Origin of the sequence: Microbacterium sp. NPDC087592 (assembly GCF_044743585.1) — a bacterium.
Classification (GTDB): Bacteria; Actinomycetota; Actinomycetes; order Actinomycetales; family Microbacteriaceae; genus Microbacterium.
The window spans coordinates 507,752-530,187 of the sequence record NZ_JBIUWT010000001.1 but is presented as its reverse complement, the minus strand read 5'-3'; the positions used below and the strand labels follow the sequence as shown (position 1 = coordinate 530,187).

Sequence of the window (22,436 nt, the reverse complement as noted above, 5' to 3'; positions counted from 1 at the left end):
ATGCGCATCGCCCTGCATTCGATCATCGCCGAGGGCGCGGTCGACGACTACCGAGCCCACCACGCCCGGATCCCCGACGCGTTGCGCGACCTCTTCGGCGTCGCGGGCATCCACGACTGGACGATCTGGCGCTCCGGGCGACACCTCTTCCACCTGGTCGAATGCGACGACTTCGAGGCCGCGATGCGCGTCGTCGAGGCCTCGCCGGTGAACGACGCATGGCAGGCCGACATCGGCCGGTTCGTCGAAGGCTTCCACGGTGCTGATGGCGAGGACGGCTTCACCCCGATCGAGCAGGTGTGGGCGCTGTCGGTGCAGCGCGGCACCGACGCGTGACGCGCGGTCAGGCCGGACGTGTCTCGCTGAAGTCCGGGCGGGTTTCGCCGACGTGGCCGCGGATGAAGAAGATCGTCACGAAGCCGGCGACGACCACCACGATGTTGCCGAGACCGGCGAAGCCCGTGAGCGCGCCCTCCGCCGGGTAGGCGGTCTGCAGGAAGATGCTCGGGTCGGTGCTCGCGTGCAGCAGGATCGGCGCGATGATCGTTCCGGTCACGCGGAGCGCGAGGTACATCAGGATGCCGAAGGCGAAGGTGTAGACCAGCTGAAACCCGGTCGCGAGGAGGTTCTGCCCGTTGAGCAGGTTGCCCGCGTGCAGTCCCGCGAAGAGGGCGGCCGAGACCACGGCTACCACGACCTCGCGGTGGCCCGCCTTGCGCATCAGGTTCACTACCAGGCCGCGAGTGAGCACCTCTTCGGTGAAGCCGATCAGGAGTCCGGCCAGGAGCCACGTCAGCACGACGTCGAAGCCCGCCTTGCCGTAGTCGATCGTCGCGAAGCGGAGGATGTTGAACAGCAGCACCACAACGATGGCGATCCACATCCAGCCTCGGCCGCGGACCGGCTGCCGGCCGAAGACCTCGCGCCACCACCCGACCGAGAGGGTGAAGGCGGCGAGGATGACGGCCCCGACGAGTTCGGGCAGGACGTAGAACACGGCGAGGCCCGCCGCGCTGCTCGGTTCCTGGATGTTCAGCGCGAGCGGAGTGAACGACAGCGAGAGCAGCTGGAAGAGGACGAAGTACGCGGCCGTGAGGAGGAGCGCTCGCCACCATCCGCCCTTTTCCCAGAACCTCTTCCAGAACGTGGCGGTGGGCGCGGGAGAGGACATGAGGACTCCAGGCGGTGGGGGAGGGCCGGCGTGTTCACGTCAGTTTTGCGCAGGCCGGCGCTGTGCGTCCAGCGGAGGCATCTCGGCGTGTCAGCGAGGAGCGCTCCGACCCGCACCCCGGTTGCGCGTCGGTGGGAGGTGCGGGATCGGGATCGGCCGCGTCGCCCGAGAGGCGTCCTGGAACCTCCGGACGGCGTCGAGCACGTCCTCTGCGGAGCTGTACCGCAGGGCGAGGGGGAGGTCGCGTCGCCACAGGACCTCGAACTCCGTCGGCGCGTCTTCGAAGATCGTGCAGACCACTCGGCGGTGATCGCCCTCCGGGTAGTGCAGATCATGGATCGCCCAGTCGGTGTCGCCGACGCGCGCCAGGGCGAACCTGCGGTCCGGGTCGTGCTCCATCGTTCTCCTGCCTGTCCCCACGATGAAGGATGACCGCTCGCTTCGCGGAAAGGGAGGGGCTTGACACCGCCGCGCCCTCACCCTTCATCGGAAGGGTGAGGGCGCGAGGGTGTCAGCGGACCGTCGGTGTGGAACCTGTGTCCGTCGGCCCGGCATCCGCCGTTGCGAGATCGTCCGGATGGGCGATGCCCCGCTGCTCGGCTTCCATGCGCTCCGCTTCCTCACCGCTGATCGCCTCGCCGCGGGCGACGAGTCCGGCCTGATCGGACAGCGGGATCTGCTTGAGGAACAGCGACAGCACGAGCGCGAGTGCGATGAAGGGTACGAGGTACCAGAACACCGGCGCCAGAGCGTCCGCGTACGCGGTGACGATGCCGTCGCGCACCTCGTCGGGGAGGGTGTTCAGCGTCGCGGGGTCGATCGTGGACGCGGCCTGGGACGCGGCATCCGGCGAGGCGCCGGCCCCGGCGAAGACCCCGGTGAGGTTCTCGGTCAGGCGCGTGGTGAAGATCGTGCCGAACACGGCGGTTCCCAGCGACGCGCCCACCTCGCGGAAGTAGTTGTTCGTGCTGGTGGCGGTGCCGAGCTCGCCCGCGGGGACCGCGTTCTGCACGACCAGGACGACGACCTGCATGATGAGGCCGAGCCCGGCGCCGAACACGAACAGGAACGTGCAGATCAACCAGATCGGTGTGGAGGCAGACAAGGTGGTCATCGAGACCATCGCGATGCCGGTGATGATCGTGCCGAGGATCGGATAGATCTTGTACTTGCCGGTCTTGGAGATCGCGATGCCCGAGAAGATCGACGTGCCCATCAGGCCCACCATCATCGGGATCATCAGCAGACCGGATTCCGCCGCCGAGGTGCCGGACGACATCTGCAGGAAGGTCGGCACGAAGCCGATCGCCGCGAACATGCCGATTCCGAGCACCAGACCGATCGCGGTCGCGTTCACGAAGATCGGGTTGCGGAAGAGGCTGAGCGGGATGATCGGGTCCTTGACCCGCGATTCCGTGATGACGAAGGCCGTGGCTGCGACGATCAGGCCGGCGCCCCAGGCCCAGGTGGCCAGCGAATCCCAGCCGAACTCCTTGTCGCCGCCGAAGTCGGTGAAGAAGATCAGGCAGGTGGTCGCGATCGAGAGGAAGATGACGCCGAAGATGTCGATCGGCTTCTCGGCCTTCTTGCTCGGCAGCTTCAGCGCGACCAGAGCGATGATGAACGCGGCGATGCCGACGGGGATGTTGATGTAGAACGCCCACTGCCAGGTCAGGTGGTCGACGAAGTAGCCGCCGAGGAGCGGCCCCGCGACGGCCGACAGACCGAACACGGCGCCGAGCGGGCCCATGTACTTGCCGCGCTCGTTGGCCGGCACGATGTCGGCGATGATCGCCTGCGACAGGATCATCAGGCCGCCGCCGCCGAGGCCCTGCAGGGCGCGGAAGACGACGAACATCCAGAAGTCGGTGGCGAAGGCGCAGCCGACCGAGGCCAGGGTGAACAGCGCGATGGCGACCAGGAACAGGTTGCGTCGGCCGAGGACGTCACCGAACTTGCCGTAGATCGGCATCACGATGGTCGTGGCGAGCAGGTAGGCGGTGGTGATCCAGACCTGGTGGTCGACGCCGCCGAGCTGCCCGACGATGGTCGGCATGGCGGTCGAGACGATGGTCTGATCGAGGCTGGAGAGCAGCATGCCCGCGATGAGGGCGCTGAAGATGATCCAGATGCGGCGCTTCGTGAGCAGGAAGGGCGCATCCTTCGTGGCGGTGGCGGACATTCAGAGGTCTTTCTGTGACGGTGCGTAGAGCGAGCGGGCGAGGTCGAGACGTCGGGTGATGAGGTCGCTGAACGGCTCGGTGGACTGGTGGTGCAGGAGCTGGTCCATGCTCATCCGCACGAGCGCGCCGACGGTGTGCACGATCACCTCGGCGCGGAGTTCGGCATCAGCGTCGTCTCCGGTGCGGCGGACGATCAGCCCCATGTCGCGACGCTCGTTCTTGGCGAGCTGCTCGAACGCGGCCTTGAGCAGACGCGGCTCCTGCTCGATCACGGCGAACATCGCCGGAGCATCCTCGACCGGGTTGAACAGCTCGAAGCGGCGGATCGTCAGCTCGATGAAGTCGTCGAGCAGGTCACCGTGCTGCGAGGCGAACTCCTCTTCGAGGGCCTCCTGGCGCGAGTCGATGGTGGCGAACCCGAAGACCGCGTTCTCCTTGCTCTCGAAATAGTTGAAGAAGGTGCGTCGGGACACGCCCACCTCGGCGCACAGCTCTTCGATGGTGAAACCCGCGAAGCCCTGCTCCGTCGTCAGTCGGCGTGCGGCATCGGTGAGTGCGCGGGACGTCTCGCGCTTGCGCTGCTCCCGCAATGAATCTGCACTGTCGCTCATGGAGTGCAATATTGCACTCTCTTCCTTGGAGTGCACTGTGAGCGTCGACTCGAGCGGAGACGAAAAAGTTCCGACGAATCTGTGACGTTCTCCGCCCGGCATCCGTCCTAGTGGTGTCGCTGAACGGCGACCCGCACTCCGCAGGGGGACGGATACACGGATGAAGGAGCTCGAGATGGCGAACGTGACCGGCAGTACTCAGCCCAAGACCCAGATCGTCGCACCGCAGCGGGGGGCTGCTGCGGGCAAGACCACGATCGAGGATGCGGTGGTGGCGAAGATCGCCGGCATCGCCGCTCGCGAGGTCAGCGGCGTCTACGCACTCGGCGGTGGCGCCGCACGCATGGTGGGCGCCATCCGTGAAGCACTGAACACGGCCGATCTCTCGCAGGGGATCAGCGTCGAGGTGGGCGAGACGCAGGTCGCGGTCGACGTGACGATCGTCGCCGAGTACCCGGTCTCGCTGCAGAAGGTGGCGGACGACGTCCGCGCCGCCATCCACCGCGCCATGGTGGAACTGGTGGGCATGGAGGTCGCCGAGGTCAACGTGACCGTCAACGACGTGCACATCCCCTCCGATGACGAGGGCGACGGCACGCAGGAGACGCGAGTCCAGTGACCGCGTCGGTGATCGGAGCGGCGGCCGCGGCCGCCCTCGCGTTGACCTGGGTGGCTCTGGGCTTCTGGGCCTTCGTGCTCGTGGCACTGGCGATGCTGGTGGGCGCGGTCGCCGGCCGCATCATCGACGGTCGACTCGACCTGCGGGCGCTCGCCGAGGTCTTCCGAGGCCGGCGCTCCTCCTCATGACGGCCGACCGCTCACCCCTGGCGGAGGCAGGTGCCGTCCTGGGGACGACGACCTTCACCGCCCGCGCGCTGCAACGGCTGGCCGTGGGCATCGCGCACGATGTCGCCCGGGTCTCGGCTCGCGACGTCGGGGTGCAGCTGTCGGACGATCACGGTGCACTGCGGATCGCGGTCACCGTGCCCGTGGCCGTGGCATCGACGCGTCGAACGGACCTGGTCGCCGGTGGGGAGGACCTCCGCACCGGTCTGATCGAGGGCATGCGAGAGCTGGCCGGCCGTGAGGTCGGCACCGTGGACGTCCGGTACTCGGGCGTCCACCGGAGTACGGAGAGGAGAGTGCGATGACGAACGAACAGGCGACGTATCGCCGCGTCCTGCGTCGTGAGACGCACACGTCCCGCACGGTCGCGGCGATGGTGGTCGCATCCATCGGTGCCCTGCTCCTGATCGCGCTGCTCGCCGGCGCCGTGTGGTGGCTCGTCGACGGCGGTTTCCGTGACGCGGCAGCGCGCCCGCTCGAGGAGATCTCCGTCGGGGTGCAGCAGCCGCCGGTGCTGTTCACCGTGGGCGGGGTGCTCACGGCCCTCGCCGTGGTGCTCCTCGCGCTCGCACTGCTGCCCGGACGACGGGCACGGCGGGCACGCCTCACCGAACGGTCCGCGCTGCTCGTGGACGACGGTGTGATCGCCGACTCAATCGCCGCAGCGGTCGCCCGTCGTGCCGGCGTCGAACGCAGCCGGGTGGCCGTCTTCGTCGGCCGGCGCACGGTCGAAGTCCGCATCACTCCGACCAGCGGCGTCTTCGTCCGGGTGGCCGACGCCGAGGACGCAGCGAACGACATCCTCGCGGGGATCGGCTTCTCGGCCACCCCGCGCGTCATCGTCGAACCGAACGGAGTGGTCGCATGAACGCGACGAACCGATTCGTGAACCGCAGCGTGCTCTTCCTCGTGGGGGCGGCACTTCTGATCGCCGGAGCTGTCGCTCTCGCGGCAGGAGTGCTCTCCGCCGGTGATCCGCCGGCGTGGGTGCGGCGGCCGGCGGCAGAAGTCGCGGCCGCGTGGGAATCCGTCGACGGATGGACGTGGCAGGTGATGGGCATCGGCCCGGTGTCGATGCCGCTGCTGTTCGCGGCGGCGGCCGCGCTGGTGCTGACGGTTCTGCTGGTGGTGTTCCTGATCTCGCGCCGACGTGGGCGCTCGAAGACCGTGCTCGACGTGCGTACCGCCACCGGGCGGACGACGGTCGATCGCAACGTGGTCGACGCCGTGCTCACCGAGCCGCTGATCCGGCGACCCGATGTGCTCTCGGCCCGCACCGGCACCTACCGTGTCGGTCAGACGCGCGCGGTCGAGTTGGCCGTGACCGTGCGGCCGGGGGCTCCACTGGCGAACGTCGTCGCGGCGGCCGAGGCGGCGATCGACGAATGGGACGAGCTGCTGGGGTCTCGAATCCCGATCCTGCTGCACCTCTCCGATCGGCGCTGGAGCGAGGGTTTCCGCTCGCCGACGAGAGTGCGGTGATCGGGTGCGACGGCGACACAGACCAACGCACGGACCACGTGCGTGAACACGCGAACCCGAGACACGGGTGCGATGAGAAAAGGAGACGCCATGGGCGCTGAAGACAAGATCAAGGCCGCTGCGGAGAAGGTCGCCGGCAAGGCGAAGGAGGCCGTCGGCAAGGTCACCAACGACGACAAGCTCGTCGCCGAGGGCAAGGCCGAGCAGGCCAAGGGCGAGATCCGCGACACGGCCGAGAACGTCAAGGATGCGTTCAAGAAGTAGCGGACGCGGGGAGGGACCCGACCGGGTTCCTCCCCGATCACTCCCAGGTCGGTCGGCGAGGATCCGATCCGGTGAGGCGTCGGTTCCGAATCTCCTGTGGGGATCGGATCGAGGGGTGGGGAACAGATGGAAGAGGAACGCTTTCGCAGAGCGCTCGAGCAGGCCGACGACGGCATCGTCGCCGGACGTGCGATGGACGGCGATGTCGAAGCCTTCGCGGTGCTCGTGCGGAGATACACGCCGATGATGCGTGCGTACACGCAGCGGATGCTGAACGCCTCGGCCGATGTCGACGACATCGTGCAGGAGTCGTTCGTCACCGCCTGGCAGCGGTTCGGCGAGCTCGACGACCCGTCGAAGGTGAAGAGCTGGCTGATGCGGATCGTGAGTCGGAAGGCGGTGGATCGCATTCGTGCGGCCCGACCCGCCGTGGACATCGACTCCATCGATCGCCCGGCGCCTCTGCACGCCTCGCCCTCGGCGGTGGTCGAGGTGCGAGCCGGAGTCGCCGCCGTCGGTGCCGCGCTGCGCGAGCTGCCCGATGCCCAGCGCGAATGCTGGGTCCTGCGCGAGATCGGCGGCTACTCCTACGAGGAGATCTCGGAAGAGCTCGGCATTCCCGTCTCCACCGCGCGAGGACTGCTCGCGCGGGCCCGGAAATACATGATCGTACGGATGGAGGAGTGGCGATGACCGACGAGAGAGACATGCCAGAAGTCCGCCGTCTCGGTCTGGAACCGAGCGATCTCGACGGGCACACGCTCGACGAGCTCACCGACTACCTCGAAGCGGGACGACAGCCCTCCGACCGCTCGATCGACGAGTCGCCCGGCTGTCAGCTGGCGCTGGACGCGCTCGAACGCCTGCACGGCCTCGGCGCGGAGCTGATGGCCGCCGAGATCGCCGCGGAACCGGAGGTCGATGGGAGCTGGGTCGACCGCATCCTCAGCGGCATCGCCATGGATGCGCGCTCGGGCCGACGCATCCCGTTCGAGTCCCCGGATCCGTCGACGGATCTCGGGATCACCGAGGGGGCGGTGCGCGGACTCATCCGCTCGGCCGAGAGCACCGTGCAGGGACTGCTCATCGGGCGCTGCCGCCTCATCGGCGACGTGACCGTCGCGGATGAGCCGATCCGCGTCGAGATCGACGCCAGCGCGCTGCACGGGCAGCCGATCCCGGTGGTCGCCGACCGCCTCCGGGGCGAGGTGGATCGGGTCCTTCGTGCGCACACGGAGTTGAACGTCGTCGCGATCGACATCGCGATCCGGGACATCAGGGAGGTGTCGTCATGGACGCAGGAGAGCTGAGGGTCACCGATGCAGGGGCGGCGCTCGCCGCCGAGATCGAGACGGCGGTGCGGGCGACTCCCGGTGTCCGCAGCGTGTACCGCTCCGGTTCGCTCATCTCGAATCTGTTGCGCGCGGGGGCCGCGGCGCTCGGCGGGCGACAGGAGGATGAGCCGCTGGTGTCGGTCGCGCCGGTGGGCGAAGGCATCGCCGTGGAGGTGTCGATCGGGGTGGACTCCGACGCGAGATCGGCGGATGCCCTTCGCGCCGTGCACGCCGCGGTCGATGCGGTGCTCGAGACGCGGGGGCTCCGGCCGGACAGCATCACCCTCACGGTCGTGCACGTGCAGTCCGCAGAGGCAGCCCCCGCAGGATGACACGGGGGATGCCGCCCTCGGAGGAGGGCGGCATCCCACGGAGAACCCGGTGGCGATCAGGCGATCGCGCGCAGCCCCTCGACCAGCGGGGTGGTGGGGCGTCCGATCAGCCGCGCGAGCGTCCCGTCGGTCTCGGCCAGCGCGCCACCGCGGATCCCGGCGTCGAGCGCGGCGACGAATCCGGCCGTTCCCTCATCGAGACCGGCTTCGCGCAGAGCCGCGAGCTGTTCGTCGAACGAGACCGGGACGAACGCGACCTCGCGTCCCGTGATCTCGGAGAAGGTCGAGGCCAGATCGCTGTAGGTCCAGGCGACGTCGCCGCCCAGCTCGTAGACCTCGCCGACGTGCCCGTCTTCGAGTGCGACGACCGCCGCCGCCTCTGCGAAGTCCTTGCGGCTGGCCGAGGCGACCCGTCCGTCACCGGTGCCCGAGGTGAGCACGCCGGTCTCGGCGGCGCGAGCGAGGTCGGCGGCGTAGTTCTCGGTGTACCAGTTGTTGCGGAGGATCACGGCGGGGAGTCCCGCAGCGGCGATCAGCTCTTCCGTCGCCTTGTGCTCGGGCGCCAGGACCAGGTCGCTGGTGGTCGCCTTCGGTGCGCTGGTGTAGATGAACTTGGAGACCCCGGCGGCCTTCGCGGCGTCGATGACCGCCTGGTGCTGGGCCACCCGCTGTCCGACCTCCGACCCGGACACGAGCACGACGGTGTCGACGCCCTCGACGGCCGCGGCCACCGAGGCGGGGTCGGTGTAGTCCAGGCGGACGACGCGCACGCCGAGGTCGGCGGCCTTCGCGGTGTCGCGGGCTCCGGCGACGATCGACTGCGGGTCGGCGCCGCGCTCGAGGAGGCTGGCGATGATGAGGCGTCCGAGGTTGCCGGTCGCGCCGGTGACGAGGATGGTCATGAGGGTCCTTTCGTAAGTGACACCCTCGACAACCTCGCGACGGGTCGCGCGCATTCCGATCTGCGGGTACCCACTTTGAAGTAAGGTACCCACATGACGGTTAGTTTCGCGCAGATAAAGGAATCCACGCCGTTCGTCTTCGATCAGAACTGCGGCACTCGGGTCGTCCTCGACCACATCATGAGCAAGTGGGGCGTGCTCGTGCTCTCCTGCCTGTCCGACGGCACGCACCGGTGGGGCGAGCTGCGCCGCGAGGTCGACGGCATCAGCGAGAAGATGCTCGCCTCGACGCTGCGCACACTCGCCGAGGACGGGCTCGTGCATCGGGAGTCCCTCCCGACGGTGCCCCCGCACGTCGAGTACAGCCTCACGCCGCTCGGCCGCGATCTGATGGAGCGGATGCTGCCGCTGATGGAGTGGGTTGCCGACCACGCCGACGGGATGCTCGAAAGGGGGTGAATCTGCGGATTCCGTTGCCAGGATGCGCCGTTGGCCGCGGATTCGGTCGGTGAAAGAAACCGTTGACGCGATAACCGCGGTGGCCCTACTGTTCTGACATGGCAGCAACGACGCCCATTCATCTGGAACGACCCGACGGCAAGGGTCTGGCTGCGGGAACCCTGGGACTCTGGGGGTCGACCGTCATCGGTCTCGCCTCGACGGCCCCGGTCTACTCGCTCGTCGCGACGCTCGGCTTCGTGGTGCTCGCCGTCGGTGCGCAGGCGCCGATCGCCTTCATCATCGCCTTCGTCCCGATGCTCCTGATCGCTTTCGCGTATCGAGAGCTCAACAACGCGGTGCCCGACTGCGGCACGACCTTCACCTGGGGCACCAAGGCGTTCGGTCCGTGGGTGGGCTGGATGGGCGGCTGGGGTGTCGCCGTCGCCGGTATGGTCGTGCTCGCCAACCTCGCCCAGATCGCCTCGGTCTACTTCTGGTCACTGATCGGACAGGACCTCGAGAACAACGACTGGCGCGTGGTCGTCGTGGCCGTGCTCTTCATCGCTGCGATGACCTGGGTCAGCTGGCGTGGAGTCGAGATCGGCGAGCGCATCCAGAACATCCTGCTCGGCATCCAGTACCTGGCCCTGGCGATCTTCGTGGTCACCGCGCTGTGGCAGTTCTTCGCCGGCACCGCCCCGAACCCCACTCCCTTCTCCTGGGAGTGGATGAACCCGTTCGCCTTCACCGACTGGTCGGGCTTCACCGAGGCCATCCTCCTCGCACTCTTCATCTACTGGGGCTGGGACACCTGCCTCGCCCTGAACGAGGAGACCAAGGACCCGAAGCGCATTCCCGGCCGCGCCGCGCTGCTGACCACCGTCATCCTGCTGGTCACGTATGTCGCCGTCACCATCGCGGCCATGATGTACGCAGGGCTGGGGGAGAGCGGCACAGGCCTCGGCAACGAGGCGAACGCCGACGACTTCTTCCTCGCGATCAAGGACGGACTGCTGGGCCCGTTCGGCTGGGTGCTCGTCGTCTCGGTGATCATCTCGGCGATCTCGTCGACGCAGACCACCATCCTGCCGACCGCCCGCGGCACGCTCGCGATGGGCGTGTACCGCGCCCTGCCGGCGAAGTTCAAGGACGTGCACCCCACCTACAAGACGCCGTCGTTCTCGACGATCGTCATGGGCGTGGTCGCCTCGGCGTACTACATCGGCATGACGCTGATCAGCGACAACATCCTGCAGGACTCGATCCTCTCGCTCGGGCTCGCGATCGCGTTCTACTACGCCATCACGGGTTTCGCGTGCGTCTGGTACTTCCGCAAGGATCTGACGTCGTCGCCGCGGGACTTCTTCTTCAAGGGGCTCTTCCCGCTGCTGGGCGGGCTGATGCTCACCTGGGCGTTCATCCAGTCCGCGATCGACATGTGGGACGTCGACTACGGGTACACCGTGCTGTTCGGCATCGGCGGCACCTTCGTGATCGGCATCGGCTCGCTGGCGTTCGGGCTGGTGCTGATGTTCGTCTGGTACCTGTTCCCGCGGTCGAAGCGGTTCTTCCGCGGCGAGAGCCTGAACCGCGAGACGCAGGTGATGGTGCCGGACGAGCCCAGCGTGACGATCCGTTCCATCGACGGCGGCATCTGAGGTCGCCCGGGCACGTCCGCGGACGTGTCCTAGGCTTGCTCCGTGCGCATCCGGCTCGACATCGCCTACGACGGCACCCACTTCCGCGGGTGGGCGAAGCAGCCGACGCTCCGCACCGTGCAGGGGACTCTCGAGGCGGCCCTCGCGCGGATCGTCGGCTCCGACGTGCAGTTCGTCGTCGCGGGCCGCACCGACGCGGGAGTGCACGCCAGCGGTCAGGTCGCGCACGTCGACCTCGACGAGAAGCAGTGGTCGCGCATCGAGGCCAGGCAGGGGCGGGCTCCGCTGGCTCCCGCAGAGACCATCGCCGGGCGCATGCGCGGGGTGCTCGGTGCCTACTCCGACGTCACCGTCATGAAGACGTCGATCGCTCCCGAGGGGTTCGACGCCCGGTTCTCGGCGGTGTGGCGGCGTTATCGCTACCGTCTCGCCGATACCCAGGCCGGGTTCGACCCGCTGCGTCGGCACGACACGACGAACATCCGCGGGAGTCTCGACGAGCAGGCGATGGATGCCGCGGCCCGCAGCCTCATCGGCCTGCACGACTTCGCGGCGTACTGCAAGCCCCGCGAAGAGGCGACGACGATCCGCACCCTGCTCGACTACCGCTGGGAACGTGATGCCGAGGGCGTGCTCGTCGCCGAGGTCAAGGCCGACGCGTTCTGTCACAGCATGGTGCGTGCACTCGTCGGCGCATGCGCGGCGGTGGGGGAGGGACGCCTCGACGTCGAGGATGTCGTGCTGCTGCGCGACGCCCTGACGCGCACGAGCGAGTTCAAGGTCCTGGCGGCGCGCGGCCTGATCCTCACCGAGGTCGGCTACCCCGCCGACGAGCTGCTCGCGACGCGCGCGGAGCAGACGCGGGCTCGACGTGACGGTACGAGCCGCGTTCGCGATCCGGAGCCCGACCACAGCCTGGGCGAGTAGCGTGGAACGGTCATGAAGGTCATCTCGTACAACCTCCAGAAGCATCGCGCGGCCGGCGAACTCGCCGCCATCGTCGGCGAGCACGACCCCGACATCCTGTGTCTGCAGGAGTGCGACGTTCCGGAGCTGCCCGCAGAGATCGGCGACCTCGTGCTGGCGGATGCGACGCAGGGCAACCGCCTCGGGCTCGCGCTGTTCTACCGCTCGAGCACCTACCATCTGCAGTCGATCCGCACCCTCGGGTTGAAGAAGTCGCTGCACGACCGGATCGCGAAACCCGCTCACGAGCGTGTGCTCGGCGCTCGGCTGCGTGACATCGACGACGCCCAGGATTTCATCGTCGCCTCGTTCCATGCCGCACCGCTCACCGCCCTGAACTCGTTGCGTCGGCACCAGATCCGCGCGGCGCTCACCGAGCTCGCGACTCTCGGGGAGGGGCTGCCGCAGCTGATGGTCGGCGACTACAACTACCCGATCTTCAAGGAGAACCTCGGTCAGGCCGTGCGCGACCACGGTTATGCCCTCTCGCTCAGCGACGACCACACCTACACGCGCTACCGGGTGTTCCGCGGGCACTACGACTTCGCGACCTCGGCCGGTTTCGAGATCGAGCGCATCACGACGCTGCCCCAGGGGTCGAGCGACCACCGCCCGATCCTGGTCACGGTCAAACCCGACTGAGTCGGCGGTTTGGGCATCCGCGCCCGGTGGCGTATGATTTCCCTTTGGTGCCTTTCCCGTTCGCGGGAAGTGGGCATCGTCCGAACGTGAGCCCTCCACTGGCGTGTTCCTCCCTGTCGGGAAGAACCACCCCGGAGTGGGATTCACGAACTTCTCCGTTCGACACAAGAAAGCAGCACTATCGTGACGCGCACTTACACCCCCAAGGCTGGCGAAGTCCAGCGCGATTGGGTCGTCATCGACGCCACCGACGTCGTTCTCGGCCGTCTGGCTTCGCACGCCGCTACGCTCCTGCGTGGCAAGCACAAGCCGACCTTCGCCAACCACATCGACTCGGGTGACTTCGTCATCATCGTGAACGCCGACAAGGTCGCGCTCACCGGTCAGAAGCTCCAGAAGAAGCTGGCCTACCGCCACTCGGGTTACCCGGGCGGCCTGAAGTCGGTCACCTACGCCGAGCTCCTCGAGAAGAACCCGGTTCGCGCTGTGGAGAAGGCCATCCGTGGCATGCTCCCCAAGAACAGCCTCGGCCGCCAGCAGCTGACCAAGCTCAAGGTGTACGTCGGTGCCGAGCACCCGCACGCCGCGCAGCAGCCGCAGACGTACACCCTCGACCAGGTCGCCCAGTAAGCGCCGTAAAGACTTAAGGACATACTCGTGGCTGACATCCAGGACACCACCGAAACCCCCCAGAACTTCTCGACGTCGACTCCGGAGACCGACGTGGTCGAGGCGGCTCCCCGCCCCGTCCTCAGCGTCCCGGGTGCCGCTGTCGGCCGTCGCAAGCAGGCCATCGCCCGCGTGCGCATCGTCCCCGGCTCGGGCACGATCACGGTCAACGGCCGCACGATCGAGGACTACTTCCCGAACAAGCTGCACCAGCAGCTGATCAACGACCCGTTCACGGTGCTGAACCTCACCGGTGCATACGACGTCATCGCGCGCATCTCCGGGGGTGGCCCCTCGGGCCAGGCCGGTGCGCTCCGCCTCGGCATCGCCCGTTCGCTGAACGGCATCGACGAGGAGAACAACCGTCCGACCCTGAAGAAGGCCGGCTTCCTCTCGCGTGACGCTCGCGTCAAGGAGCGCAAGAAGGCCGGACTCAAGAAGGCCCGTAAGGCGCCTCAGTACTCGAAGCGTTAAGGTCCACTGCTCCGATGCCGATCTTTGGCACGGACGGCGTGCGAGGACTTGCCAATGGCATCCTCACCGCCGACCTGGCGCTCACCCTGGCCCAGGCGACTGCTGTCGTCCTGGGCCAGGGCCGTACTGCGGAGGCTCGCAAAGCCGAAGGCAAGCGACTCACCGCAGTGGTCGCCCGCGACCCCCGGGTCTCCGGACACTTCCTGACGTCGGCCGTCTCGGCCGGGCTCGCCTCCTCGGGGGTCGACGTCCTCGAGGCCGGTGTCATCCCGACCCCGGCACTGGCGTTCCTCGTCGCCGATCGTGACGCCGACTTCGGTGTCATGATCTCGGCCTCGCACAACGCCGCTCCCGACAACGGGATCAAGATCTTCGCCCGTGGGGGCCGCAAGCTCCCCGATGAGGTCGAGCAGCGCATCGAAGAGGCCATGCACGGCGAGATGCTGCGCCCGACGGGTGCCGGCGTCGGTCGTGTCGACCGCTTCTCCGACGCGGAGGACCGCTACGTCGTGCACCTCCTCGGCTCGCTGCCGAATCGTCTCGAGGGCATCCACGTCGTGCTCGACTGCGCCCACGGCGCGGCATCCGGCGTCTCGCCCGAGACGTTCCGCGATGCGGGCGCCGAGGTGACGGTCATCGGGGCAGACCCCGACGGCTGGAACATCAACGACGGAGTCGGCTCCACCCACCTCGACAACCTCGCCGAGGCTGTCGTGCGTCTGGGGGCCGACATCGGCATCGCCCACGACGGCGACGCCGACCGCTGCCTCGCCGTGGACGCCGAGGGCAATCACATCGACGGTGACCAGATCATGGCCATCATCGCGGTGTCGATGAAGGAGCGCGGACGCCTCACCGACGACACGCTCGTCGCGACCGTCATGAGCAACCTCGGTCTGCATGTCGCGATGCGCGAGCACGGCATCACGGTGCGTCAGACCGCGGTCGGCGACCGCTACGTGCTCGAAGACATGAACGAGGGCGGATACGCGCTCGGCGGCGAGCAGTCCGGACACGTCATCATGAGCGAGTACGCCACCACCGGTGACGGCATCCTCACGGGCCTCCATCTGGTGGCCGAGATGGCACGACAGAAGAAGACGATCGCCGAGCTCGCGTCGATCATGACCGTGTACCCGCAGGTGCTCATCAATGTGCGCGACGTCGACAAGGATCGGGTCGCAGACGACGAGGTCGTGCAGCAGGCTGTGCGCGACATCGAGGGCGAGCTGGGTGATTCCGGCCGCGTGCTGCTGCGCAAGTCCGGCACCGAGCCCCTGGTGCGCGTCATGGTCGAAGCCGCCGATGCGGAGTCGGTGCACGCCTACGCCGGACGACTGGCGGAGGTCGTGCAGGAGCGCCTCTCGCTCTGACGCTCGCAGAACCTCGGAACCGGCCGGTCGCTGATCTCAGCGGTCGGCCGGTTCTCTGTGTACGGGGAGCCGAGGGACGGCGGTCAGGGTGCCGCGCAGATGCGGTACTGGCCGGCGTCGACGAGCGTCTCGGTCGTGCAGGGCTGAGTGGTCAGCCGTGGCACGTCGGCCATGGCGGGGGCGTCGAAGAGCCCGACGTGCGCACCCGTCAGCACGATGGGCGCGACCGCGTACCCCCAGGGCTCGGCCGCCAGCCATTCGACGTCGTTCGCCTCGACCCAGGCCGTGAGCGGCACGAGGGCCGTACGCTGGCTCTCCAGCGTGGTGCGGGGCTCGTACGTCGACACGACATGAGCCACGCCGCCGCCGGCGATGATGGCGGCCAGAGCGGACGCGGCGATGATCCCGATGACGCGCGCGCCCTTGCGGCGGGGCAGGGCGGCCACCGCCCACAGCGCGGCCGCGGCGATGACGGGGAAGAACGCCAGGATGCCGGGCGCGGGGTGCCGCACCCACAGCGGCAGGCGGGAGGCGGTGGCCCACCAGCCGACGAGGGCGAGCGCGCCGACGATGGCCGCCAGGGCGTACGCGATCACGATCCGGTCGGCCGCGCTCGCGTCCCGCCAACGCAGCACGACGCCGGTGACCGCGAGACCGAGGGCGATGACCGCTCCGATCACGGCGAGGAAGCCGGGCAGCGACCACGAGTCCGCCAGCGTCCCGAGCTTCTGCAGCACCGTGGTCGCGGCGTCACCCTGCCCGCCGGTGCGGAGGAAGTGGGCGAAGTCGCGCACGTGCTGCCAATAACCGGAGAACCCCAGCGACAGCAGCGCGCCCAGCTCGAGGAGCAGTGTCGGCACGGCGGCCAGCAGGAGGGGCAGCCACGACCGTCGGAGCGTGTCGCGCACCCGGGCCCAGCCGGTGCCGTCGGAGAGCACCCACAGGGCGATGGCGAAGGCGGGAAGGGCGAGGGCGGCGATGAGCTTCGCCTGGATCGCGAGGCCCACGAGGAGCCCGGCGAGCCAGGCGCGGCGCGGAAGCAGCGTGAGGGCCCAGACGAGGAGCGCGGCCGCGGGGATCTCGCCCAGCAGGTCGGCGGGGCCCTGGATGGGGGAGAAGCCGGCATCCGCAGTGAACGCCAGGGGCACGGCCACGGCGAGCAGAGCAGCCCAGCGTCCGCCGATGCGTCGCCCGATCACGGCGAGGCCGGCGAGGAGCGCCACCCAGAAGGCCAAGGGCACGAGCCGGGCCGCCAGCACCGGGTCCATCCCGGTCGCGAGGAGCGCGGCGACGGGCAGGAGCACGACGGGCCCGGTCGAGATACGCGGGTCGAACGGTGTGATGGTCGAGCCGGAGAGAGCGCCGTCGCTGGAGTATCCGAGCCCGTCCAGCAGATTGAGCGGGACCGTGAGGTTGAAGGCCTCGTCCTCCCAGAAGCGCCACACCACGAGGCTGTGCCAGGCCACGATGACGTGACCGATCAGCAGGGCGACCGCCGCCGCCCAGAACACGACCGTGCGTGCTCGGGTCATCGCGCGACGGTCTCCGGAAGACGGATGCCGCGCAGGGGAGCGGATGGCCGCAGAGAGAGGGTCCACGCCTCGACGAGGGCGACGCGCACGAACCGGCGCAGACGCTTCGGCGGCAGGGTGACGGAGTTCCCTCGCCCCCACATGGTGCCCGTGGTCGATTCGCCCCGACGAGGGATGCTGGCCACGCGGAGGTAGCGCACGGTGAAGCCCGCGCGCGCCTCGGCGAGCGAGAAGTGCACGTGCGGGACCGTGGCGTCGGCCGGGGTCGCGTCGACGAGCAGTCGCAGGGCGTCGGGGCGATAGGCGCGCAGCGGGGTGTTGACGTCGGGGATGCGTCGTCCGGCGGCGAGGGCGATCAGCAGGCCGACGGCACCCGTGAGCACCTTGCGGTACCAGGGGTCGGTGCGGCCGTCGCGCACGCCGTGGACGACATCGGCCTCTTCGGTCGTGAGTGCGTTGATGAGCCGAATGAAGTCGCTTCCGTAGAACTGCCCGTCGCCGTCGACATGCACCAGCACATCGGGGTCGGCGGCGAGTCCGGAACGGTAGGCCGCGAGGGCTGTCGGGCCGTGGCCGCGGTTCAGGGGCTGAACCTCGACGGTCACGTCGGAGACGCCGTCGAACACCGAGGCGGTGGCATCCGTGGAGCGGTCGTCGGCGACGTGGAAGGTGACGCGGTCGGCCAGGGGAGAGACGCAGTCGCGGATCTCGTCGATGAAGCCCTGGATGCCCTCGGCCTCGTTGTAGGCGGGCATGACGACGGCGAGGTGGCGAAGGGGCACGGGGTCCTTGGGGTGGCGGAGGGCGCGGGGATCAGCCAGTAGCCTAGTTGAGCCATGAACCCTCCCTCCCGTATCCGTCGCATCGCCAGCGTCGGCAGCCGTTTTCTCGTCGTGGGTGCTCTGAGCACCCTCATCGAGGTCGGCGTCTTCAACCTGCTGGTCTACGTGTGGGGATGGGATGTGGTCGCCGCGAAGATCGTCGCCTCGCTCGTCGCGCTCGTGAACGCGTACATCGGCAACCGCGAGTGGACGTTCCGTCACCGCGATCGTCGCGGACGGGTCTCCGAGGTCACGCTGTTCCTCGTGACCAACGCCGTCTGCACGGCCATCGGCGCCGTGCTCGTCTGGGTGGGTGTCGAAGCCGTCGGTGCGGTCCTCGGCCGAGAGCCGGGGGCGGTCGCCGTCAACCTCGTGAACCTGACGAGCATCGTCATCGTGGTCCTGCTGCGCTTCGTGCTCTATCACGGCATCGTCTTCCGGGTGGCGCCGACCAAGTAGCGGTGCGGCTCGGTCGCGGGCAGGTCAGGCTCGGGCGGTTGCGCGCTTCTTGGCGCTCTTCGCCTTCTTGGCCTTCTTCGCCTTCCGGCGATCCGTCGACGTCTCGCCGTCGAGGTCGTGCGTCGAACCGTAGGTGTAGGAGCCGTAGCCGTAGCTGTCGGGGCCCTTGGTCGGCAGCATCGTGACGACCACGCCGAGCATCTGCACGCCGGCGTTCTCGAGCGCGCGCAGTGCTCCGGAGAGCTCCTGCTTCTTCGTCTTGCCGGAGGCGGCGGCGAGGATCACTCCGCGGGTCTTGCTTCCCACCACGGCCGCGTCGGTCACCAGCAGCAGCGGCGGGGCATCGATCAGCACGTAGTCGAAGTAGTCGCCGAGCGACTTGAGCACCTGATCCATCGCGGCCGAGCCGAGCAGCTCGCTCGGGTTCGGCGGCACCTGCCCGCTCGGCAGGACGTACAGATCGGACGTGCCCCACTTCTGCAGCGCATCGGCCACGTCCACGCGGCCGATGAGCACGTCGGTGAGTCCGACGCCGCCCTCGATGCCCAGGTAGTCGGCCACGCGGGGCAGCCGCAGGTCGCCGTCGACCAGGGCCACGCGGGCTCCCGTCTCGGCGAGGGCGATGGCGAGGTTGGCGGTGGTCGTCGACTTTCCTTCGCCGGGGCCGGCGCTGGAGACGACGAAGATGCGGGGGCCCGAGTCGAGGTTGAGGAACTGCAGGTTCGTGCGCAGGCTGCGGAACGATTCGGCGCGCGGGCTGCGCGGGTCGGCGTGCACGATGAGGGGCCGCTTGGTGGCATCCGGGTCGTACGCGATGCCGCCGAGGACGGGGCGATCGGTGAGCGCCTCGATGTCGTGGAGCGTGTGGATGCGGTTGTCGAGCACGGTGCGGAGCATCGCGATGCCGAGGCCGAGTGCGAGGCCGATGATGCCGCCGAGGATGATCAGCAGGCGCACGTTGGGGCTCGTCGGAGTGGAGGAGGCGATGGCGGGCTCGGTCACGGTGATGCGCACCGGGCTGACGGCGTCTTCGGTGGCGGGCTGCTCGAGCGTCTTCTGCACCGCGTCCTGGAAGCTGGTCGCGACGGCGTTGGCGATGGCCGCGGCCTGCTCGGGGTCTCCGTCGGTCACGCTGACGTCGATCAGCACCGTGTTGAGCGGCGTGGTCGCGGTGACGCGGCTGCTGAGCCCCGAGACCGAGTCGTCGAGGCCGAGCTCATCGATCACGGGTTCGAGCACGAGGGCGGTTCCGACGACGTCGACGTAGCTCGTGACCATCTGCCGTGCGAAGGTCGTGCCCTGCACGAGGTCGCCGGTGGCGGCGCCCTCGGTGCGGACCGAGACGTACAGCTGCGTCGATGCGACGTACTTCGGCTGCTGGAGCGCGGCATAGCCGGCGCCGCCCGCGAGGCCGAGGACCATCAGGACGAGGATCAGGATCCAGTTTCTGTGCAGCACACGCACATAGTCGCGAAGTTCCACGCGGCAGATTCCCCCTGATGCAATGCGACCGCTGCCGATCAAGGCGGGCCGTGAAAACGGTATCCCGGTATTCTTCCACAGCGACGGTGGGACGACCGGCCGCTGCGTGTGGTCAGTGCGTCGTCGCCGCCGCGGCGGTGCCGTAGGCCGTGCTCGCGGCCGCGCGGACCGGAGCCTTCGTGAGCACCGTGCCGAGCACTCGGGCTCCGACCGACTCGATGCTCTTGGCCGCATCGGCGAGCCGGTTCGCCTGCGACGATCCAGCGGCGGCGATCAGGAGGGCTCCGGTCGTGACGCGGGCGATCACGGCGGCGTCCGTCACGAGCAGCAGCGGAGGGGCGTCGATGATGACGACATCGAAGGCCTCGGTGAGCGTCTCGATCAAGCCCTCCATCGCGGAAGAGCCCAGCAGCTCGGCCGGGTTCGGCGGCACGGTGCCGGCCGGGAGGACGAACAGGGCGCTGCGGCCCCAGCGCTGGATGACGTCGTTGAGCTGCACGCGTCCGGCCAGCACATCGCTGAGCCCGATCCCGCCCTCGATGCCGAAGTACTCCGCCACGCGGGGGAGCCGGAGGTCGCCGTCGAGCAGGGCCACGCGCTGACCGGCGTCGGCGAACGCGAGTGCCAGGTTCGCCGCGGTGGTCGACTTGCCCTCGCCCGGGCCGGAACTGGTCACGACGAACACGCCCTGGTTGCCGGAGAAGAAGAAGCGCACGTTGGTGCGGAGGCTGCGGTAGGCCTCGGCGCGGAGGCCGTGCGGCGCGGTGCTCATGGCGAGGGGGTGCTCACCCGTGTCCGGGTCGAGCGGGATCTGTCCGAGGACGGGAACCGGCACGGCGGCCTCGACGTCGGCGGCGACGCGCACCCGGCGGTCGAGCGTCGCACGCAGGAGAGCGACGCCGACGCCGACGGCGAGCCCGAGCAGCGAGCCGATGATGAGAGACAGGGAGAGGTTCGGCGCGACGGGATTCGTCGGCACCTGAGCGGGTTCGAGCGTGACGATGCGGATGCTGAACGCGGCGGCCTGGTCGCGGCTCTCGAGCGTGTCGGTGACGACGGTGGCGAAGCTCTCGGCGACGGCGTTCGCGATGCGGGCGGCCTGCCCCGGGTTGCGGTTGTCGACGGTGATCGTGATGATCGCGCTGTTGAGGGGTGCGGAGGCGCTGATGCCCGTGGGGGCTGCGGTGAGGCCGAGGTCTTCGGTGACGGGATCGAGCACGAGGGAGCTCGTGATGAGCGAGCGGTAGGTCTCGACGGCCTGCTTCGCGTAGCCGGTGGCGAGCGAGCGTTCCGCGGGCGTGGCCGTGTCGGCGACCTGCGCGGCCACCATGACCTCGGTCGAAGCCTGGTAGCGGAGAGGGGTGAGCATCGCGACCAGCGCACCGGTGGAGAGCCCGATCAGAACGCTCGCGACGATCACGACGATCTGTCGACGGAACACCCGAAGGTAGTCATGGATGTCCAAAGCTCTCCAGCGTGGTCGAGTGCGATCGGCGGTATCGTCTTCCGAGACTACCGATTCCTATGAAGGCGACATGACGCACCTCAACGATCTCTTCCCCGACGGGCCCCGCGCCGGCGACGCAGGGAGCGTGGTACTGGACGACCACCACACTGCGCGCCGGTTGCGGGAGATGATCGGGGAGCCGCGGCAGAGTGGCGCAGCGGCGACGTCCGACGCAGATGCCCGTGCACTCGCCGACATGGTTCAGGCCGCCGCGCGCACCGCCGTTCCGGTCGGTGCGGGTTCTGGGGAGTCCTCCCGTTCGAAGAAGCGGCCGAGGCGCTCGGTCGACGCCGTGACGCTGTCGGCTGCCTCGCTCGCCGTCGTGGCGCTGGTCGTCGCCGGCACCGTCGGCGGCATCCAGATGGCGACGGCCAGCCCGGCCGCGAGTGCCGTGGAGTCGTTGGAGGCCGATGAGGCCGCCCTTCTGAATGCTCACCAGTCCCTGAAGACGGCTCAGGACCGGCTCATCGCCGACATCGACGCGCAGACGGCGGAGGTCGCCCCGCTGCGGAGCGCGCTCACCGCGACGAGCACCGCCCCGGATCCGGCTGGCGAACCCGACGATGTGCCGATCGCCGTGACAGACGCTGCCGCGCTCGCCACGGCACTCGCGGCCGTCGATGCGTATGCCTCGGGGGTGGCGGCGATCACGGTTCCCGAGCTGCCCGCCGAGTATGCGCGTGCCGACATCGACGAGGACTCGCTCGTGGAGGTCGGCGGCGCGATCGACGGCGTGCAGGAGCGTCTGGTCGCGTTGGATATCGCGACCGCCGAGGCGCGGGCTGTCCGCGAGAGGTTCGATGCGCTTCGGCCCACCGCCGACGTGGCGGTGGATGCGTACGCCGCATCGTTCGTGCCCGCTGCGGCGGCCGCGATCGCCCGCTACCCGGATGCCGAGGAGTCGCTGCGTGCGGCTGTGACGGATGCCGCGGCGCGCGTCGCGGCCGCGGATCTGTGGACGGTGGAGGGACGTTCGGCGCTGGCGGCTTACCGGGATGCGTTCGTCGCTTTGGCTGCGGACCAGCTGCGGTTCGAGATCGAGCGCGACCAGCGCGAGCAGGCGGATCAGTGGCAGCCGCAGCAGCAACAGCAGCAGGGCGACGGGACTCAGAATCCGCCCACGGAGGGAAGCGCCGATCCGGGAACCGGCGTCACTCCGCCGGTCACGGACCCCGGTAGCGGTGACCCGGACCCCGGCACCGACCCGCCGCCGGACGGAGAGGGAACGCCATAACGCTCAGACCTGGTCATTCGCTGTGAGAACATATCTCCAGGAGAGTGAATAAG

28 protein-coding genes are annotated in these 22,436 nt (G+C 68.8%); 19 read left to right on the top strand and 9 right to left on the bottom strand.

All coding sequences use genetic code 11. From position 1 onward, the window contains the following. Entirely contained in the window at positions 1–336 is a 336-nt protein-coding gene (locus tag ACIOTO_RS02595; RefSeq protein ID WP_029261139.1) for an L-rhamnose mutarotase, read from the top strand. A gap of 7 nt (positions 337–343) precedes the next feature. On the opposite strand, the gene ACIOTO_RS02590 is transcribed toward ACIOTO_RS02595, so the two are convergent. The 4 genes from ACIOTO_RS02590 to ACIOTO_RS02575 all read right to left on the bottom strand — a co-directional run bounded on the left by ACIOTO_RS02590 (position 344) and on the right by ACIOTO_RS02575 (position 3,965). Next, the gene (locus ACIOTO_RS02590) at positions 344–1,171 is read right to left on the bottom strand and encodes a CPBP family intramembrane glutamic endopeptidase (RefSeq protein WP_400856302.1); all 828 of its coding nucleotides are present in this window, start codon (positions 1,169–1,171) and stop codon (positions 344–346) included. Positions 1,172–1,261: 90 nt separating this feature from the next. After that, entirely contained in the window at positions 1,262–1,570 is a 309-nt protein-coding gene (locus ACIOTO_RS02585) for a hypothetical protein (RefSeq protein WP_105712263.1), read from the bottom strand. A gap of 112 nt (positions 1,571–1,682) precedes the next feature. Continuing rightward, positions 1,683–3,353: an MDR family MFS transporter gene (locus ACIOTO_RS02580; protein ID WP_029261142.1), complete on the bottom strand. Its 1,671-nt coding sequence runs from the start codon at positions 3,351–3,353 to the stop codon at positions 1,683–1,685. Then, positions 3,354–3,965: a TetR/AcrR family transcriptional regulator gene (locus ACIOTO_RS02575; protein ID WP_400856301.1), complete on the bottom strand. Its 612-nt coding sequence runs from the start codon at positions 3,963–3,965 to the stop codon at positions 3,354–3,356. Between the two features lie 160 nt (positions 3,966–4,125). On the opposite strand from ACIOTO_RS02575, the gene ACIOTO_RS02570 reads away from it, so the two are divergent. The 9 genes from ACIOTO_RS02570 to ACIOTO_RS02530 all read left to right on the top strand — a co-directional run bounded on the left by ACIOTO_RS02570 (position 4,126) and on the right by ACIOTO_RS02530 (position 8,223). Beyond that, on the top strand, positions 4,126–4,584 hold the full coding sequence (locus ACIOTO_RS02570) for an Asp23/Gls24 family envelope stress response protein (RefSeq protein ID WP_091035185.1): 459 nt from the start codon (positions 4,126–4,128) through the stop codon (positions 4,582–4,584). Next, positions 4,581–4,772 carry a DUF2273 domain-containing protein gene (locus ACIOTO_RS02565; RefSeq protein ID WP_029261145.1) on the top strand — a complete coding sequence of 64 codons (192 nt, stop codon included), beginning with the start codon at positions 4,581–4,583 and terminating at the stop codon, positions 4,770–4,772. The genes ACIOTO_RS02570 and ACIOTO_RS02565 overlap by 4 nt, the downstream gene beginning before the upstream one ends. Further along, a complete protein-coding gene (locus tag ACIOTO_RS02560) occupies positions 4,769–5,116 on the top strand; it encodes a hypothetical protein (protein ID WP_091035184.1) in 348 nt (115 codons plus the stop codon). Before ACIOTO_RS02565 ends, ACIOTO_RS02560 begins: the two co-directional genes overlap by 4 nt. After that, a complete protein-coding gene (locus ACIOTO_RS02555) occupies positions 5,113–5,679 on the top strand; it encodes a hypothetical protein (RefSeq protein ID WP_400856299.1) in 567 nt (188 codons plus the stop codon). Before ACIOTO_RS02560 ends, ACIOTO_RS02555 begins: the two co-directional genes overlap by 4 nt. Further along, on the top strand, positions 5,676–6,293 hold the full coding sequence (locus tag ACIOTO_RS02550) for a hypothetical protein (protein WP_400856297.1): 618 nt from the start codon (positions 5,676–5,678) through the stop codon (positions 6,291–6,293). Before ACIOTO_RS02555 ends, ACIOTO_RS02550 begins: the two co-directional genes overlap by 4 nt. Before the next feature lie 90 nt (positions 6,294–6,383). After that, positions 6,384–6,557: a CsbD family protein gene (locus ACIOTO_RS02545; protein ID WP_029261149.1), complete on the top strand. Its 174-nt coding sequence runs from the start codon at positions 6,384–6,386 to the stop codon at positions 6,555–6,557. Positions 6,558–6,683: 126 nt separating this feature from the next. Then, positions 6,684–7,250 (top strand): RNA polymerase sigma factor, encoded by a 567-nt coding sequence (locus ACIOTO_RS02540; RefSeq protein ID WP_400856296.1) that lies wholly within the window; start codon positions 6,684–6,686, stop codon positions 7,248–7,250. Beyond that, positions 7,247–7,867 carry a hypothetical protein gene (locus ACIOTO_RS02535; protein ID WP_400856295.1) on the top strand — a complete coding sequence of 207 codons (621 nt, stop codon included), beginning with the start codon at positions 7,247–7,249 and terminating at the stop codon, positions 7,865–7,867. Before ACIOTO_RS02540 ends, ACIOTO_RS02535 begins: the two co-directional genes overlap by 4 nt. Then, positions 7,849–8,223 carry a hypothetical protein gene (locus ACIOTO_RS02530; RefSeq protein WP_400856294.1) on the top strand — a complete coding sequence of 125 codons (375 nt, stop codon included), beginning with the start codon at positions 7,849–7,851 and terminating at the stop codon, positions 8,221–8,223. The genes ACIOTO_RS02535 and ACIOTO_RS02530 overlap by 19 nt, the downstream gene beginning before the upstream one ends. 56 nt (positions 8,224–8,279) lie before the next feature. On the opposite strand, the gene ACIOTO_RS02525 is transcribed toward ACIOTO_RS02530, so the two are convergent. Continuing rightward, a complete protein-coding gene (locus tag ACIOTO_RS02525) occupies positions 8,280–9,125 on the bottom strand; it encodes an SDR family oxidoreductase (RefSeq protein ID WP_400856293.1) in 846 nt (281 codons plus the stop codon). 93 nt (positions 9,126–9,218) lie between these two features. On the opposite strand from ACIOTO_RS02525, the gene ACIOTO_RS02520 reads away from it, so the two are divergent. The 7 genes from ACIOTO_RS02520 to glmM all read left to right on the top strand — a co-directional run bounded on the left by ACIOTO_RS02520 (position 9,219) and on the right by glmM (position 15,348). Next, complete coding sequence (locus tag ACIOTO_RS02520) at positions 9,219–9,584, top strand: winged helix-turn-helix transcriptional regulator (protein ID WP_400856291.1); 366 nt, start codon at positions 9,219–9,221, stop codon at positions 9,582–9,584. 98 nt (positions 9,585–9,682) lie between these two features. Next, positions 9,683–11,224 (top strand): APC family permease, encoded by a 1,542-nt coding sequence (locus ACIOTO_RS02515; RefSeq protein WP_400856289.1) that lies wholly within the window; start codon positions 9,683–9,685, stop codon positions 11,222–11,224. Between the two features lie 42 nt (positions 11,225–11,266). Beyond that, entirely contained in the window at positions 11,267–12,151 is an 885-nt protein-coding gene (truA, locus tag ACIOTO_RS02510) for a tRNA pseudouridine(38-40) synthase TruA (protein ID WP_400856288.1), read from the top strand. Between the two features lie 12 nt (positions 12,152–12,163). After that, a complete protein-coding gene (locus tag ACIOTO_RS02505) occupies positions 12,164–12,832 on the top strand; it encodes an endonuclease/exonuclease/phosphatase family protein (protein WP_029261157.1) in 669 nt (222 codons plus the stop codon). A gap of 183 nt (positions 12,833–13,015) precedes the next feature. Continuing rightward, positions 13,016–13,462 carry a 50S ribosomal protein L13 gene (gene rplM / locus ACIOTO_RS02500; protein WP_029261158.1) on the top strand — a complete coding sequence of 149 codons (447 nt, stop codon included), beginning with the start codon at positions 13,016–13,018 and terminating at the stop codon, positions 13,460–13,462. Positions 13,463–13,489: 27 nt separating this feature from the next. After that, on the top strand, positions 13,490–13,975 hold the full coding sequence (rpsI, locus tag ACIOTO_RS02495; protein WP_028502255.1) for a 30S ribosomal protein S9: 486 nt from the start codon (positions 13,490–13,492) through the stop codon (positions 13,973–13,975). Between the two features lie 14 nt (positions 13,976–13,989). Continuing rightward, positions 13,990–15,348, top strand: a complete 1,359-nt coding sequence (gene glmM, locus ACIOTO_RS02490; protein ID WP_400856285.1) for a phosphoglucosamine mutase — start codon at positions 13,990–13,992, stop codon at positions 15,346–15,348. Positions 15,349–15,431: 83 nt separating this feature from the next. On the opposite strand, the gene ACIOTO_RS02485 is transcribed toward glmM, so the two are convergent. Together ACIOTO_RS02485 and ACIOTO_RS02480 are read right to left on the bottom strand one after the other, a co-directional pair. Next, positions 15,432–16,880, bottom strand: coding sequence for a hypothetical protein (locus tag ACIOTO_RS02485; protein WP_400856284.1), 1,449 nt, complete (start codon positions 16,878–16,880; stop codon positions 15,432–15,434). After that, the gene (locus ACIOTO_RS02480) at positions 16,877–17,662 is read right to left on the bottom strand and encodes a glycosyltransferase family 2 protein (RefSeq protein WP_400856282.1); all 786 of its coding nucleotides are present in this window, start codon (positions 17,660–17,662) and stop codon (positions 16,877–16,879) included. The genes ACIOTO_RS02485 and ACIOTO_RS02480 overlap by 4 nt, the downstream gene beginning before the upstream one ends. A gap of 54 nt (positions 17,663–17,716) precedes the next feature. Here ACIOTO_RS02480 and ACIOTO_RS02475 point away from each other — a divergent pair, with 54 nt between their 5' ends. Beyond that, positions 17,717–18,160 (top strand): GtrA family protein, encoded by a 444-nt coding sequence (locus tag ACIOTO_RS02475; protein ID WP_051662295.1) that lies wholly within the window; start codon positions 17,717–17,719, stop codon positions 18,158–18,160. A 24-nt stretch (positions 18,161–18,184) separates the two neighbouring features. Here the strand turns inward: ACIOTO_RS02475 and ACIOTO_RS02470 are convergent, their stop codons facing one another. Together ACIOTO_RS02470 and ACIOTO_RS02465 are read right to left on the bottom strand one after the other, a co-directional pair. Continuing rightward, the gene (locus ACIOTO_RS02470) at positions 18,185–19,642 is read right to left on the bottom strand and encodes a polysaccharide biosynthesis tyrosine autokinase (protein ID WP_262003491.1); all 1,458 of its coding nucleotides are present in this window, start codon (positions 19,640–19,642) and stop codon (positions 18,185–18,187) included. Between the two features lie 112 nt (positions 19,643–19,754). Then, entirely contained in the window at positions 19,755–21,107 is a 1,353-nt protein-coding gene (locus tag ACIOTO_RS02465) for a polysaccharide biosynthesis tyrosine autokinase (RefSeq protein ID WP_400856279.1), read from the bottom strand. Positions 21,108–21,177: 70 nt separating this feature from the next. Here ACIOTO_RS02465 and ACIOTO_RS02460 point away from each other — a divergent pair, with 70 nt between their 5' ends. Next, entirely contained in the window at positions 21,178–22,383 is a 1,206-nt protein-coding gene (locus ACIOTO_RS02460; RefSeq protein WP_400856278.1) for a hypothetical protein, read from the top strand. Positions 22,384–22,436: the final 53 nt, after the last annotated feature.

Excerpts from the sequence above, each read along its gene's own strand:
- ACIOTO_RS02540 (WP_400856296.1), top strand. The coding sequence starts at position 6,684 with ATGGAAGAGGAACGCTTTCGCAGAGCGCTCGAGCAGGCCGACGACGGC.
- ACIOTO_RS02560 (WP_091035184.1), top strand. The coding sequence starts at position 4,769 with ATGACGGCCGACCGCTCACCCCTGGCGGAGGCAGGTGCCGTCCTGGGG.
- ACIOTO_RS02520 (WP_400856291.1), top strand. The coding sequence starts at position 9,219 with ATGACGGTTAGTTTCGCGCAGATAAAGGAATCCACGCCGTTCGTCTTC.
- ACIOTO_RS02475 (WP_051662295.1), top strand. The coding sequence starts at position 17,717 with ATGAACCCTCCCTCCCGTATCCGTCGCATCGCCAGCGTCGGCAGCCGT.
- ACIOTO_RS02535 (WP_400856295.1), top strand. The coding sequence starts at position 7,247 with ATGACCGACGAGAGAGACATGCCAGAAGTCCGCCGTCTCGGTCTGGAA.
- ACIOTO_RS02505 (WP_029261157.1), top strand. The coding sequence starts at position 12,164 with ATGAAGGTCATCTCGTACAACCTCCAGAAGCATCGCGCGGCCGGCGAA.
- ACIOTO_RS02570 (WP_091035185.1), top strand. The coding sequence starts at position 4,126 with ATGAAGGAGCTCGAGATGGCGAACGTGACCGGCAGTACTCAGCCCAAG.
- ACIOTO_RS02485 (WP_400856284.1), bottom strand. The coding sequence starts at position 16,880 with ATGACCCGAGCACGCACGGTCGTGTTCTGGGCGGCGGCGGTCGCCCTG.
- ACIOTO_RS02590 (WP_400856302.1), bottom strand. The coding sequence starts at position 1,171 with ATGTCCTCTCCCGCGCCCACCGCCACGTTCTGGAAGAGGTTCTGGGAA.
- ACIOTO_RS02585 (WP_105712263.1), bottom strand. The coding sequence starts at position 1,570 with ATGGAGCACGACCCGGACCGCAGGTTCGCCCTGGCGCGCGTCGGCGAC.
- ACIOTO_RS02460 (WP_400856278.1), top strand. The coding sequence starts at position 21,178 with ATGACGCACCTCAACGATCTCTTCCCCGACGGGCCCCGCGCCGGCGAC.
- ACIOTO_RS02530 (WP_400856294.1), top strand. The coding sequence starts at position 7,849 with ATGGACGCAGGAGAGCTGAGGGTCACCGATGCAGGGGCGGCGCTCGCC.
- ACIOTO_RS02555 (WP_400856299.1), top strand. The coding sequence starts at position 5,113 with ATGACGAACGAACAGGCGACGTATCGCCGCGTCCTGCGTCGTGAGACG.
- ACIOTO_RS02550 (WP_400856297.1), top strand. The coding sequence starts at position 5,676 with ATGAACGCGACGAACCGATTCGTGAACCGCAGCGTGCTCTTCCTCGTG.
- ACIOTO_RS02580 (WP_029261142.1), bottom strand. The coding sequence starts at position 3,353 with ATGTCCGCCACCGCCACGAAGGATGCGCCCTTCCTGCTCACGAAGCGC.
- glmM (WP_400856285.1), top strand. The coding sequence starts at position 13,990 with ATGCCGATCTTTGGCACGGACGGCGTGCGAGGACTTGCCAATGGCATC.
- ACIOTO_RS02545 (WP_029261149.1), top strand. The coding sequence starts at position 6,384 with ATGGGCGCTGAAGACAAGATCAAGGCCGCTGCGGAGAAGGTCGCCGGC.
- ACIOTO_RS02525 (WP_400856293.1), bottom strand. The coding sequence starts at position 9,125 with ATGACCATCCTCGTCACCGGCGCGACCGGCAACCTCGGACGCCTCATC.
- ACIOTO_RS02595 (WP_029261139.1), top strand. The coding sequence starts at position 1 with ATGCGCATCGCCCTGCATTCGATCATCGCCGAGGGCGCGGTCGACGAC.
- ACIOTO_RS02515 (WP_400856289.1), top strand. The coding sequence starts at position 9,683 with ATGGCAGCAACGACGCCCATTCATCTGGAACGACCCGACGGCAAGGGT.
- ACIOTO_RS02575 (WP_400856301.1), bottom strand. The coding sequence starts at position 3,965 with ATGAGCGACAGTGCAGATTCATTGCGGGAGCAGCGCAAGCGCGAGACG.